The 14,938-nt window shown below is 25.8% G+C and carries 5 protein-coding genes and 3 tRNA genes; 6 read left to right on the top strand and 2 right to left on the bottom strand.

Features of this window, described 5'->3' with window-relative positions; all coding sequences use genetic code 11:
- Positions 1-438: 438 nt before the first annotated feature.
- The 3 genes from clpB (at position 439) to birA (ending at position 6,576) form a co-directional block, all read left to right on the top strand.
- The gene (gene clpB / locus GFV14_RS02025) at positions 439-3,012 is read left to right on the top strand and encodes an ATP-dependent chaperone ClpB (protein ID WP_457914022.1); all 2,574 of its coding nucleotides are present in this window, start codon (positions 439-441) and stop codon (positions 3,010-3,012) included.
- A 1,552-nt stretch (positions 3,013-4,564) separates the two neighbouring features.
- Complete coding sequence (gene murB / locus GFV14_RS02020) at positions 4,565-5,602, top strand: UDP-N-acetylmuramate dehydrogenase (protein ID WP_457914021.1); 1,038 nt, start codon at positions 4,565-4,567, stop codon at positions 5,600-5,602.
- Positions 5,599-6,576 (top strand): bifunctional biotin--[acetyl-CoA-carboxylase] ligase/biotin operon repressor BirA, encoded by a 978-nt coding sequence (gene birA, locus GFV14_RS02015; protein ID WP_457914020.1) that lies wholly within the window; start codon positions 5,599-5,601, stop codon positions 6,574-6,576. The genes murB and birA overlap by 4 nt, the downstream gene beginning before the upstream one ends.
- A 31-nt stretch (positions 6,577-6,607) precedes the next feature.
- On the opposite strand, the gene coaA is transcribed toward birA, so the two are convergent.
- Positions 6,608-7,558: a type I pantothenate kinase gene (coaA, locus tag GFV14_RS02010; RefSeq protein ID WP_457914019.1), complete on the bottom strand. Its 951-nt coding sequence runs from the start codon at positions 7,556-7,558 to the stop codon at positions 6,608-6,610.
- A 1,231-nt stretch (positions 7,559-8,789) separates the two neighbouring features.
- Between coaA and GFV14_RS02005 the strand changes: the two genes are divergently transcribed.
- From GFV14_RS02005 to GFV14_RS01995, 3 genes are all read left to right on the top strand, one after another.
- Positions 8,790-8,874, top strand: a tRNA-Tyr gene (locus GFV14_RS02005).
- Positions 8,875-8,944: 70 nt separating this feature from the next.
- Positions 8,945-9,019: transfer RNA gene (locus GFV14_RS02000), tRNA-Gly, on the top strand.
- 6 nt (positions 9,020-9,025) lie between these two features.
- A tRNA-Thr gene (locus GFV14_RS01995) sits at positions 9,026-9,098 on the top strand.
- 5,176 nt (positions 9,099-14,274) lie between these two features.
- Here the strand turns inward: GFV14_RS01995 and GFV14_RS01990 are convergent.
- Complete coding sequence (locus tag GFV14_RS01990) at positions 14,275-14,859, bottom strand: YggT family protein (protein WP_457914017.1); 585 nt, start codon at positions 14,857-14,859, stop codon at positions 14,275-14,277.
- Between the last annotated feature and the right edge of the window lie 79 nt (positions 14,860-14,938).

Raw genomic sequence — 14,938 nt, 5'->3', positions numbered from 1 at the left:
AATAGTATTAAAATTGCATCTTTTTATTCTGTTGTTAGAATAATGCCATGCTAACTCTATTTAACTCTCGAGTGCATGTATAAAATTTTCATTTAGTACGAAGGTAAGAGATGTATTTTTAATGACTTGAACAAGTGCATTTTTATTATTCATGGTGATCAATTTCTAGTAAAAATCCATTTATTCACTAATACAATATAAGAAATTAATTTTTATTTATTTAAAATGTTATTGTGTACAGTAATTGAAAATCAATGCTTTTTCTATCATTGTCAGTTTAAGATAGTACGTATAATTCCATTGATATAAATACTAATTATTAGAAATGTATTACGAAAAACGTATATAAAAAAAATAATTACATCTTAAACTTGAATAACTAAAAATAGACCTTATTTTTAGCATGCAAAGTTTTATATTATTCCCAGTGGAGGTATTATGCACTTAGATCGCTTTACTAATAAATTCCAGGAAGCTCTTTCTGATTCGCAGTTGTTGGCTTTTCAGAACAAGAATCAATTTCTAGAACCTATTCATTTATTAAGTGCACTGTTTAATCAAGAAACTGGATCGATTCGATTAGTTTTAACTAAAATCGGTGTAAATACAGTCCAGTTTCAACAAAAAATTAGAGATGCACTTGCTCGTTTACCTCAAGTAAAAGGTAATACTGGAGATGTAAAACCATCAAGTGATTTCATTCTACATTTAAATCTATGTGATCAATTAGCAAAAAAACAAGGGGATGCATTCATTGCTTCTGAATTGTTTCTTCTCGTAATTTTAGAATCTAATACATCTCTTTCAGATATGCTTAAAGCATCAGGTGTGAATAAAACTAATTTAAATAAGGCAATAGAAAATATGCGTGATGGAGAAAAAGTAAACGATCAAAATGTTGAAGACCAACGTCAAGCGTTAAAAAAATTTACTGTTGATCTAACAGAACGTGCTGAACAATGTAAACTAGATCCAGTTGTTGGTCGTGATGAAGAAATTCGTCGTACTATTCAGATATTGCAACGTCGTACAAAAAATAACCCTGTACTTATTGGTGAACCTGGAGTTGGAAAAACAGCTATTATTGAAGGGCTTGCACAAAGAATTGTGAACGGTGAAGTACCTGAAGGGCTAAAAAATAAACGTGTTTTATCTCTTGATATGGGATCTTTGATAGCAGGTGCAAAATATCGTGGTGAGTTTGAAGAACGTTTGAAAGGTGTATTAAACTACATTTCTAAACAGGAAGGTAATGTCATTTTGTTTATTGATGAATTACATACAATGGTAGCTACCGGAAAAGCGGATGGAGCCATGGATGCTGGTAATATGTTAAAACCTGCATTAGCTCGAGGTGAATTACATTGTGTTGGTGCTACAACGCTATATGAATATCGCCAATATATTGAAAAAGATCCTGCCTTAGAGCGTCGTTTCCAAAAATTGTATGTTTTAGAGCCAAATATTGAAGATACTATCGCTATTTTACGTGGATTAAAAGAGCGCTATGAATTACATCATCATGTACAAATCACTGACCCAGCAATTGTTGCAGCAGCAACATTATCACACCGTTATATCACTGATCGTATGTTACCTGATAAAGCTATCGATTTAATAGATGAAGCAGGTGCAAGCTTACGTATGCAAATGGATTCTAAACCAGAAGCACTAGACCGACTAGAACGCCGTATTATTCAGCTAAAATTGGAGCAGCAAGCACTAAAAAAAGAATCTGATAATGCAAGTAAAAAACGTCTTGAAATGCTCGAAGAAGAATTGTTAGAAAAAGAACACGAATCTTCTTTACTAGAAGACGAGTGGAAAACAGAAAAAGCTTCATTAACAGGTACACAAGATATTAAAGCAGAATTAGAAAATGTTCGCTATGAAATGGAAAAAGCACGTCGTAGTACTGATCTAGCGAAAATGTCTGAATTACAGTATGGTCGCATTCCTGAGTTAGAAAAAAAACTAGCATTAGCAACAAAATCAGAAAATAACAGTATGAAATTGTTGCGTAATAAAGTTTCTGATATAGAAATTGCTGAAATCCTTTCTCGTTGGACTGGTATTCCCGTATCGCGTATGTTAGAAAGTGAAATAAAAAAATTATTACATATGGAAAAACAATTACATCAACGTGTAATTGCTCAAGATGAAGCAGTCTTTTCAGTTTCAAATGCGATACGTCGTAGTCGTGCAGGTTTATCAGATCCTAATCGTCCAATAGGATCATTTATGTTTTTGGGACCTACAGGGGTAGGTAAAACTGAGTTGTGTAAAGCACTAGCAAATTTTATGTTTGATAGTGATAATGCAATGGTTCGTCTTGATATGTCTGAATTTATGGAAAAACATTCAGTTTCTCGTTTACTAGGCGCTCCTCCTGGCTACGTAGGTTACGAAGAAGGGGGGTATTTAACTGAAGCTGTTCGTCGCCGCCCTTATTCAGTAATTTTATTAGACGAGATTGAAAAAGCGCACCCTGAAGTTTTCAATATTCTTCTTCAGGTTTTAGATGATGGGCGTTTAACTGATGGGCAAGGAAGAACTGTTGATTTTCGTAACACATTGATAATTATGACATCAAATCTTGGTTCGGATTTAATTCAAGAACGTTTTGGAGTGATTACTTATGCAGAAATAAAAGATATGGTGATGGATGTGGTAATACATAGCTTTAGACCTGAATTTATTAATCGTATTGATGAAGTGGTAGTCTTCCATCCATTAGGAAAAAAACATATTGCCAATATTGCAAATATTCAACTTCGTCGCTTATATAAACGTCTTGAAGAGCATGGATTTGAAATTATAGCAACACCAAACGCATTAGATAAAATTAGTGAAGCAGGATTTGATCCAGTATTTGGTGCACGTCCGTTGAAACGTGCTATCCAGCAAAAAATAGAAAATTTACTAGCTCAAGAAATATTGTCTGGTAAATTAGTTCCAGGTAAAATCATAACATTAGATGTTGAGAATGAGAAGATTATTGTTAAGCAGTAATAAAATAATTATTAATAATAAGATTAAAAAAATTTTAAATGTTATCTTTTTGCTAAAGTCTACATTAGACAGGTATTTTATAATCAATCACTAATTAAGGAAAATAATCATTTACATTATTAAACATGTATTAGAATTGCCTTTCCTTAGGATTTATATCTACTAATTTATCATAATTGCACTCAGAATACTAAGACTCATTAACAACTTTTCTTTCAGTTTAGTGAAAAACATTTAAAAGATCAACAAAAAATAAGACTGACGTCTTAACAAAGAAAAATAGTGCGTGACAGCTTAAACGATTATTTAAAGTTTATCTTATAATTTATATGATAGCAAAAACTATCAACAATATTTAGAGTGGTGAATTAATTAATTTATATACATTCATCAGTAAATATTCGATTTGTTAAAAACAAATAATAATATTAATTTTTATTTAAATATCTAATACTTTTAATTAATAGTAATAGAATTTAATTTAATTTAAATTACATTGCTAAATGACATTATAATAGTTGATTAACTATGCGTCTTTCTAATAAAATGATATTAAGTACTAAATTTATAAAAAACAAGTAAATAGGTAAATATATTTTAGAATGTTTGTAAATTTAGATATATATTTTAGTCAATTCAATCTTCTTTCAAGAATCTTGAAAGAATCTTGCATGTATTGACTATATTAAAATCGGCTATATTTTATATTTTATTATCTAAAAATGTCATTTAATATTTAAGAAATAATATCTGCTATCTACTAATATATTTTCACAAATATAAATAATTTTATTATAATCTAAAATGATTAAAACGCCTTTCTATCTTGTCTTTTGTTATAATCTTTTTACCTGTCCTAACTACAATAATCTCATAGGATAAACTGTAAGCATTTATAAAATATATTATTTTATACCGGAAACCTTTTTTGTTTAAATTATGGATCTTTATGGATCTTTTTACGAACGTTATTAGTTTTTTTATTTTTTTCAAAACTTGCAAAATAAAAGCAGTATTAGTATTGTGATTTCTACTGTAACGTCTTGCAGTAACTATATTTTAAGCCCTTTCTTTAATACAATAATTATATTTTTAATTATTTTTAAAGCTCAAAATAGTCATACATGTTATTTTTCTGAAAATCATTGTACTATATCATACTTACAACTATTTTAAAGAATATATAACAGAAGCATATAAAATACTTTATATAAAATTAACTACCTAGTTCTGCAGTACGTTTGCAATGGTAAAAAGTAATAATGAATTTTTTAAAATAGTTATCAAAATTAAAGATTACTATTGTAGACTATACTTATTTCGAGAGAATATATAAAAATATTTTCTTCTAGAAAACATTTTTAATAATGAATTTGGTAATAATCTTAGAGAAATTATTATCAAATTCATTCTCTAGATTTCATGATTTACTACTCTTAAATATCTTTAATACTTAACTTAACTATATTATGTTATCATTGTCCTTACTCTTTAATTTAGTCTTTGATAAACCTATTAATATTTTATTTTTCTATTATACCGGCAAATTACGATGTATCCATTCTTTGAATTAAAAGATTTTAATAGTTTTGCTATTTCAGCTAAAGCGAAAACAATATCTACCGCTGAATCAATAAAATTTCTTTATCAACAATGCCTATATGCAAAAAATAATCAATTGCCAAGCTTGATTCTTGGTGAAGGTAGTAATGTGTTATTTACTGAAGATTTTGATGGAATGGTAATTTTAAATAGAATTAAAGGTATTCATATTAGTAATCAGTTTAAATATTGGCATGTTTATGCAGCATCAGGTGAAAATTGGCATCATTTTATCGAATTTTTAATGAATAATAAAATTTATGGTGCTGAGAATTTAGCATTGATACCTGGTTGTGTAGGTTCAGCACCAATTCAAAATATCGGCGCATATGGGTTGGAATTAAAAGACTTATGTGAATACGTAAATGTTTTAGAGTTATCTACTGGCTATATATTAAAAATTCAAGCTAAATCTTGTCGTTTTAGTTATCGTGATAGTATTTTTAAACACGAATATCAGCGTACACATGTCATAATTGGTGTTGGTTTTAAATTTGCTAAACAATGGTCACCAAGGTTGACATATGATGAATTAGCATTATTTAATCCTAAAACAGTCACACCACAACAAATTTTTGATTTTGTTTGTAATATACGTCGGAAAAAATTACCAGACCCTATCATAACAGGCAATGCTGGAAGTTTCTTTAAAAATCCAGTGATTTCAAAGAACAAAGCAGAGAAAATTAAAAAAATTTATCCAAAATATTTTCCTCAATATCACCAAGTGAATAGTGGAGTAAAATTAGCAGCAGGCGCGTTAATTGATCAATGTGGTTTAAAAGGTTTTAAGATAGGCGACGCAGCAGTCCATATGCATCAAGCCTCAATTATTATTAATCAAAATCGAGCAACAGGTTCTGATGTTGTAAAATTAGCGAAACATGTTAGCCAAACTGTTGCTAAATATTTTAATGTAGTACTTGAACCAGAGGTTAGGTTTATTGATAGATATGGTGAAATGAATCCTATGGACTGCATGTTATGAAAAATTCTGGCATTCTCTTAAAGTTGATAAATATTTTATCAACTGCTCAAGTCTATTCAAGACAACAACTATGTAATAGATTGGGGGTAACGCACGCAGAGATAAATAAACATATTCAGATACTACATTCTTGGGGTATTGATTTACAAACAATAGCGGGGAAAGGATATCAATTGCCTCATCCTATGCATTTATTAAACGATAAATTAATTAATAAATACCTTAAAAATAGTAAAATAGTTATTGAACCTATCATTGATTCAACAAATCAATACATCTTAGATCGAATAACTCACTTTTCATCAGGTGATACGTGTGTAGCAGAATATCAAATTTCAGGGAGAGGACGTAGAGGACGTCAATGGATCTCACCATTTGGTTGTAATCTTTATTTGTCAATGTACTGGAGACTTAATCAAGGTTCTTCAGCAGCAATAGGTGTTAGTTTAGTTGTAGGCATTATAATCGCAGAAACATTGAATAAATTAAGCAAAGAAAAAGTAAAAGTTAAATGGCCAAATGATCTTTATCTTAATAATAAAAAACTAGCAGGAATTTTAGTTGAATTAACAGGAAATACCGGTAGTGCTGCACATATTATTATTGGTATTGGAATTAATATTAGTATGGAAAACAATAATATTCAAACATGTAAATTAATTAATCAAGAATGGACATCATTATCTGATGTCGTGAAAAACATTGAACGTAATATACTTTCTATTAATATCATTAATGAATTAACAGAAGCCTTAATGATTTTTGAAAAAAAAGGATTGTTACCTTTTATTAATCGTTGGTTTAAACTTGATATTTTTTTAGAAAGAAAGGTAAAATTATTTATTGGTGCTAAAGTGATTTCTGGTATTGGAAAAGGTATTAATCAACAAGGAGCGTTATTATTGCAGAAAGAGAATGGTGAAATTATGTCTTATATTGATGGTGAAATATCATTAAGAGAGAATGAAAAATAAGAATATCAATTAGATTGTTGTAGATCATATATTATTTTCTTAACCTAATATTTTTTATTGAATGGTTTTGATCTTTTGTTATTATTAAATTCGCTCTTTCTTTTGTCGGTAGAATATTTTCTTCAAGATTTAATCTGTTAATTTCCTCCCAAATTAACCCCGCAATATTAATAATCTCCTCTTTACTAGATTTAGAATAATGATGAAAATAAGAATCAGGATCTAAAAATCCCTCTTGACAAAATTTTAAAAATCTGTCGATAAACCATTTTTTTAATAATGCATATGTAGCATCAATATATATTGAAAAATCAATAAAATCAGATATGCATACATGATGATAATTACTTGGATGTTGCATATGATTTTGTAATATGTTTACCCCTTCTAAGATTAAGATATCAGGTTGATCGATAACTTGTATTTTTTCAGGTACGATATCATAAGTAATATGGGAGTACACGGATACAATGACATTACGAGCGCCAGATTTTATTTTTGAAATAAAATTTACAAGCTTACACATGTCATATGATTGAGGAAACCCTTTTTTTTTCATGATATTGCGATCTTGTAATAATTGATTAGGGTATAAAAAGCTATCTGTTGTAATTAAATCTACTTTTCTATGTTTAGTCCAGTGAGTTAATAAAGCTTGTAATAAGCAAGCCATTGTACTTTTTCCTACTGAAACACTGCCCGCAATTCCAATAATATATGGAACTTGAATTTCATTTATGTCTAAAAATTTTTCTAATACTGATTGGCGTGATAATTTAGAACTTATATAACAATTAAGTAAATAAGATAAAGGTAGATGACTTTTAATAACATTGTCTGTATAAAGTTCTTTGTTAATACTTTTTAACTTTAAAATGTCATTATCTGTTAATGTCACAGGGGCTGATTTATATAATTCAGCCCAATGTTCTTTATTAAATTCTAAATATGGCGTAGTAATCACATCGTCTGTCTGTTTCATAAACTAAAAATTTTCCTCTTTTCTATAGGTTAGATTAATTATATGAATATGCATATTCATATAATAAAATATAGCATAGAGCATAAAAAAGAGTCGGTTTAACACTTTTATCTTATATGTAATTTTAATAGAATAATAAAAATCAAGTTATTAAAAGAGTAGAGATTATGCATATAATTTGTTAATTACTATATACTATAAAAAGACAACAAATACTCAGTAAGTAGACTTAAGGCAGCATTTATATATCTATTGATATTTTTATATTAAGCAAAAAGTTTTTAGTCAATTCATGTCAGTAAAAAAACTTAGTATATAGCAATTATTCTTAACTTTAACATTCATAGCATTTTACAATCTTAATAATTAAATAGTATACATGATACATACTATATGTAAATTTTTACTTAAATAATTTTATTTAAATAATTTTTATTTAATTATATATCGATATGTTTAATTGATTTTTCTGTAATTTAAGATCTATCAAGAATTTTTCCGTTTGTGAAATTCTTTCTTGTTAATACAATTTAATATACTAACCTTTGAATTATCTACTGAGATATTGCATTTAATATTAAATACGTATTAGTGAATACATATTTATTCATATCATAGATGTTAGGAATCTTATATTCGTTTAAACAATTTACACACATAAATAATTACTAAATTTTTTGTATTTAAACTATTTTTAATGTATTATTATCTTTTAACTATATTTTATATATTATCTTCATAAGCTATGTCTGTTTTTATTATTTTTCTTTCCAATGTTTCATATAGTAATGTATGGTCATGTTGTTGGGAAAATCTCTAGAAAAATTTTACTAGAAACACTTTTAAAATCTATAGAAGCAGTATATAAATATTTTATCTATATTCAGTTTTCTGAAATTAGTGCGTTTTCAGATGCTGAGGGGTAAGGTTTGAAAGATTTTTTGTGATTGATGTCAATTATGCAGTTTTATTTTAAAAAAAATACATGCATAATGATCATTCAAGAAACGTGTCAATATGTTTTTTTAAGATAAATTGATAAAAATTTATTTTTATTTTTAATAAAAAATAGTACAATTATTTTTTAATGCAACATGTGTTGTTATTTCTACAATGTACAGAGCTCTTAATTCTGCGCATATCTTAAAGTATTAAATAACCAACTGATTATTAGTGAGTTATTGAGTATGAAGTATTACTATTTCTAATAGCAATAATTATAATTTAGGTAGGTGGGATACCCAAGCGGCCAAAGGGAGCAGACTGTAAATCTGCCGTCACTGACTTCGAAGGTTCGAATCCTTCTCCCACCACCATCTCTATAATGATGTAAAGTGTCATTTAGTAAACATATTAACAGCTAAGAATTAAGTCTTTTATTGTATCGCGGGAATTGTATAATGGTTATTACCTCAGCCTTCCAAGCTGATGATGCGGGTTCGATTCCCGCTTTCCGCTCCAATATACGCTGATATAGCTCAGTTGGTAGAGCACATCCTTGGTAAGGGTGAGGTCGGCAGTTCAAGTCTGTCTATCAGCACAATTTCTGTTCAAATTCTGAAATATCTCTATAATTTTCTTTTTAAAAATCAATGTTTTTATTACTAAATATTAAATGATTATTTATGCTATGCCTTAGATATTATTAAGATTTTTAAAATGTTATTGTTTTTACATATTTTTTCGAACTCACAAAGTTTGTAATACATAAATGTACATACTCTTAAGAATTAATACGTACAACTTGTACTGTTCACTGCAATACATACCATTAAAAAATTACTCATAGCATATATTTTGTAATGATTGTTCTAAAAAATGCCAGATATAAATTTATCTAAATTTTAAAATATACAAGTTTAAAACAAAGAAGTGAGTTAAATAGAAAAGTGAAACATTCTAGTAAGAACAGTATACATCTAAAGTAATTGCTCGGTTGAAGGTAACTGCCTTAATTACTAATGCTTCTGTAGCTTTGGAAATACAAATACGATTTGTAAAAATATTACAATATGAATAAAATATTTTAGAATTAAACGACATATTTTATGCAAAAACTCAAGGTATACTATATGCAAAAGCACATTTTCCTACTATTTTACCAGGAAAATATTTTAATGATTTTGCCTTTAAACATTCATTACATATATAAAAATGTGTAAATAAGTATAGGTAGAGAAAATATTATAAAGTCACATGTTTATTAAATTAACTAAACGAGATAAGAAAATGTAAAAACTTTTTAAGAAGTATTTTTATAAATTTTTATTTTATAAAGTTAATATTAATTGGGTAATTTTGTATAGAAAATATTAAAAACCTATTATGTACTTTATGTTATTTTATTTTGTTCATCTAAAATTTATACTTATTGTATTATTTCTATAAATAAAGCCTATAATAATCTATTAGAATTTTCTTGCCTCTATAATTACATTTTATTACATTTCTTTATATGTACCTACTGTATGAAATATCGCGATGTCTTAATCTATTAGTGTAGAAATAGGGTCGAAATGTCTTCGTGTATTTTGGGAAACTATAGTTGAATAGTTTTATGTAACCTAAATTTTTAAGGATTTTTCTTAACGATTGAAATGTTTTAAATGTTCTATAAAATTTGATATACTCATGGAAATAACAAATACACTGTATTAGTATATGGGTAATAACGCTATTTTGGTGGATAATGTTCTATTTTTTCAATGTGTTACGACAGAGTCATACTATTGATCAGTGGAATAGTTCTATCATAAACTCTATTATGATATATATTTTCATTTTATGTTCAATAGTATTGAGAGATATTAATTATAATTTTTATGTCAAAAGTAGTTAAGTTAAATTTCATCAATATCTTAAAAATAATTTTATTAAAATTCTCATTATAAATGATCAGCTAGATTACATTAGGTAACATTACGTTACATAAAATAAAAAATTAACGAATAAGCTTTCTAAAAAAATTATCCAGTGATACTGAGATTAGAAAAAATAAATTATAAAAATTGACTGAGTGAACATAAAATTATATGTAATTAGTTTTAAATCTCTCTAGAAGACAATCTAAAAGAAACTCAGAAAATACTTAAGAAGATAAATTATTATATAATAACTGAATGATTTAAAAGAACAAGCTCGTTTTTAAAATTATAGAAATTATTTTTTAATTTTATTAAAATAATATCGTCGGTAATAAAATTTACTAATTATAATCTAAAAATAAACAAAATAGTGACGTTAATTTGCTTAATTAGAATTAGTATTGAAAACAATATAAGCACCTTACTATTAATATTTCATTAAATATTACAATATTTTTCATAAAATTAAATATCATCTCATCAATGGAATTGTATAATTAAATAATATTAATTTAGCACTTATATATATTGTAATAAAATTACTAGAGCTATTAGTATGACCGGTAATATGTTCCAACATATGTCATATATTATCAGAAAGTTATATAAAAATATACAGTATCTAGCAAAGAGTATATTGAGTATTTTTTTCGTAATAGAAAGATAATCAATGAATCATTTTATATACATATTCAAGATAAATATTAAAATATTTATACAGATTTTAATATTTACCATAACTATTCCATATAAAAAATTAAATATTTAATTTACCTTACACTTAATAGATAATATTTCAAGTATAAAGTTAATTTCGTTTTTGATTTGAACAATGTATCTAGACATCTTATCTAAGATATGTTACATACATATAACCATAATTTATGTGCATATTTTTATGTATGTAAAATGATTTTTTAAATAAAATTATTCTACATACATGAAAATATGCGATATATAGATTTCGTTATTTTTTTAATTATAAAAATTTTTATTTCTTTTATTTCTAAAAAAAAATTATAGATAATATTTTATACTGTTCAAGGAAATTTATGCTGATCATAATGGTACTCACTCTATTTTATAGTAACTGTTATAGAAATAATTATATAGAATATTATACATGAGGTATTCTATCGTTATTTTGAGAATTATAAGATTATATTCTGTATTTCTTGATATTAGTTTACGAGATTATTTTAGAAATTAACTTATTTTTGGTAGTTGATTGTATTTATTTTATCTGTTAATAAGAAGAAAAATGCAAATTAGCGACTCATGACTCAAGCAACACTTTGGATGTATTATGTTTTGTACTATATAATTAAAACCTATTTTAAAAATACTTTAAAATAATTGATTGATACATACTTTTCCTTAATATCAAATTTCTTTCAGAAAAATATTAACATTTTTAATAATGAAGAATTACAGTGATTATGATTTAAATATTTGTAATAACTAGTGCAGACGAGGAGAGATATTAAAAAATTGCAATTAATTTTTTATTTAATAGCGAGATTTTTCTGACCTATTATTATAGGTATTACGATGTTTTATGTTGTTGTTCTTATTATTTCTTATATTTATGAATATTGAAAATTTATTATAGCATTATTTAAAATAATAAATCCACAATTCTGTTATTAATTAGAATAAAAATATTTAGTAACGAAATTTATTTCTTACAGAAAAATTACTACAGCACGAAATAACATGATCTTTCTAGAAGAGATGTTTTAAACAGTTTGTGCTGTAGTTGTATTAAAATTTAACTTTACATATATCCAAATGCTGTCAAATCTCATAAAATAGATAAGATCTAGCATTTTTTTTGAATACATTTTTGTCTATTAGAAGTGTGTTTTTAAATAATGTTTATTATATTCTATTATAATAAAATTATATAGCATATATTATTCAATAACATTAAGAAATAAAATTAAAATTTTTTAGTGTTCGTGCTTAAAAAATCTTCGCTTTAGAATAATTAAATACACTATAATATATCACAATATATTTATGATAAAATTTACTTTACACTAAATACTTAAGAAATTATTCTATTGATTTCTCATTGAGTTAGTTATTTTAACATCAGTTTTTAATCATATTGCAAGAGAATGTTTCCCCATAAATTTTATTTTTAGAATGACGTATATACAGTGTATACTCAAAGTAAATACAATTAGTATTTTAGTTAATACTCTATATTTTGTTTTTATGAGAATAGATTAGAGATTAATCCCTAAAAATATTTAGTAGTTTTGATCAACCTTTTTTAAAATATTCAACACATCAATTTATAATTAACTTGTTTTTTTGATCATGTTTATTTTCAAAAAAACAGTTTCTAAAATTAAATATTTCAAAATAAACTAATGAATTTATTAGTTATACTTATCGCTCTAGAAACTGTTCTATATTTTCTGCACAAGAAAAAGACAATATATTCTAGGCTGTACATTCATAACGAGTATTTAAGTGCTGCTCGATACTGTTTAATAATGGTAATATTTTCAAGCTAACTCAGTATAAATTTAACGACTGAATGCTTTAAAGTTACATTAAAAACATCAAGTATATGGCGTTTATAATCTTGAGTGTAATATTAAATAGTATAAATATATATCATATAAAATATTTAACATACATAATTTTCAATCTATTAATACATTAATTATGTATTTTAGTTACTATTATTATAAAATAATAAGTTATTAAGACATTGTATGTCTGTGATCTCCCCATATAACTACATTGATATGGGGTACACTTTGAATGTATATATTTATATATATCATCGTCTGAACCGAAAAACCTATCAAGCTTACATTATAAGTATTTTTCAGAAGCAATATCCTTATTCTTTATATTTTATGTATCAAAAAATTATGACATTAGTGTTCACGTTCCTAATTTATACTAAGACAGATCTTTTGATAAATATTTTAACACTGATGTTAGTGAACTAAGATAGGTTTGTTATAATATTTTATTGTTAATAATTTAACATATTAATATACTGTATTGTTTAAAACAATTCCTAGAGTGTATATTATTACTAATAAACACTTTAAGGAGGTATAGCGATAATATACACAAAATTTATATATACACTTCTCAGAGTTGATTTGTTTTAATTTTTTAAAATATTTTTAATGAATCATAGTATTGTTAGATATGATTATTTTCATAAAATATATAAATAATCACTACAATTGAATAAGATTTTAAGTAGATTCTTAGTGGTGATGTATTAAACCTTATTAAATTAATACACTAATATAAATTAATTTATATTACAACATAAAATTTCTTGTTGTTTATATTTATTAATTTTAACTAACATATAGTGTCATGCAGGTATTAAAAAATACCTTTCATCACTACATTATTCAACTAAGTTGATAAGTAATAATATTACCTACAATAGTTATGAAAACTAATAGTGTAGATTTTCATATAGCATAAGTATATTAAAAACTAAGTTAAATTTTAACCACACTAGTAATGCGGTTACTATATTGCATAGTGTCCAATAATTTGTGTAGGTTCGCTTATTTCTGAAATTTTAAATACACAAAAATATACAATAGTTTGAAGGACAATCACTGAGATTATCAATTAAAATACTGGAATTCTCAATAAAAGCAAGTAGATCTGTTTTCTTTAATATATGACACATTTTTAAAATAGTGATTTTGATAAAATCATTTTAGTTTTTCTTGTAGTTTTAATAACTAAAAAAGTGCTACTAAGAACATGCATCAAAATATGTGACATACTAATCAATGAATCAACTTTTTGTGCAGTTACTATCTAAACTATTTTTAAATTATGAGTACTTTCTTATACAATACCGAGGGTATTTAATAGTTTTGTTAACGTAGGATCAACTATCATTAATACATCTAGACGTAAGTAATGTAAAGTAATTAAAATAAACATTACAATCATCGAAGAGAAATCTAACCCCCCAACTCTTGGGATAATTCGACGAATGGCTAACATTAAAGGTTCTGTCAATTCATATAACAGCTGATCAATAGGATTATGAGCTTGTCGGACCCAACTAATTATTGCTCTCATTAATATCATCCAAAAAAATAATTTACCAATATAGGTAAGTAGTAAAATAATTCCAATTGGAATGATGCTAATTTTTAACATTAATAAGGTATTAGTTACCCATAAGCTAAAAACAACATTAGCAATGCATAAGATTAATGCAACAATAACTGTTGAGATATTTACAGAACCAATAACAGGAATTACACGACATAATGGTCCTACAATAGGTTGAGTAACTTTGAATACAAATTGAGAAAATGGATTATAGAAATCTACTTGTACACATTGCATCCAAACACGTAACAATAAAATAAAAATATAAAGTTGAATAATCGTTGTAATAACAAAAAATACGGTATGCATACTTTCCTCCTTGTTGTGAATTAAAAAAATTTTTAGTTCCTCGATCTTTAAGAGAGAACTCTCTGTATAACATAGATTA

Origin of the sequence: Candidatus Hartigia pinicola (assembly GCA_020541205.1) — a bacterium.
Taxonomy (GTDB): Bacteria; Pseudomonadota; Gammaproteobacteria; order Enterobacterales; family Enterobacteriaceae; genus Hartigia; species Hartigia pinicola.
The sequence above is the reverse complement of the archived record's forward strand: the minus strand, read 5'-3'. Positions and strand labels throughout refer to the sequence as shown.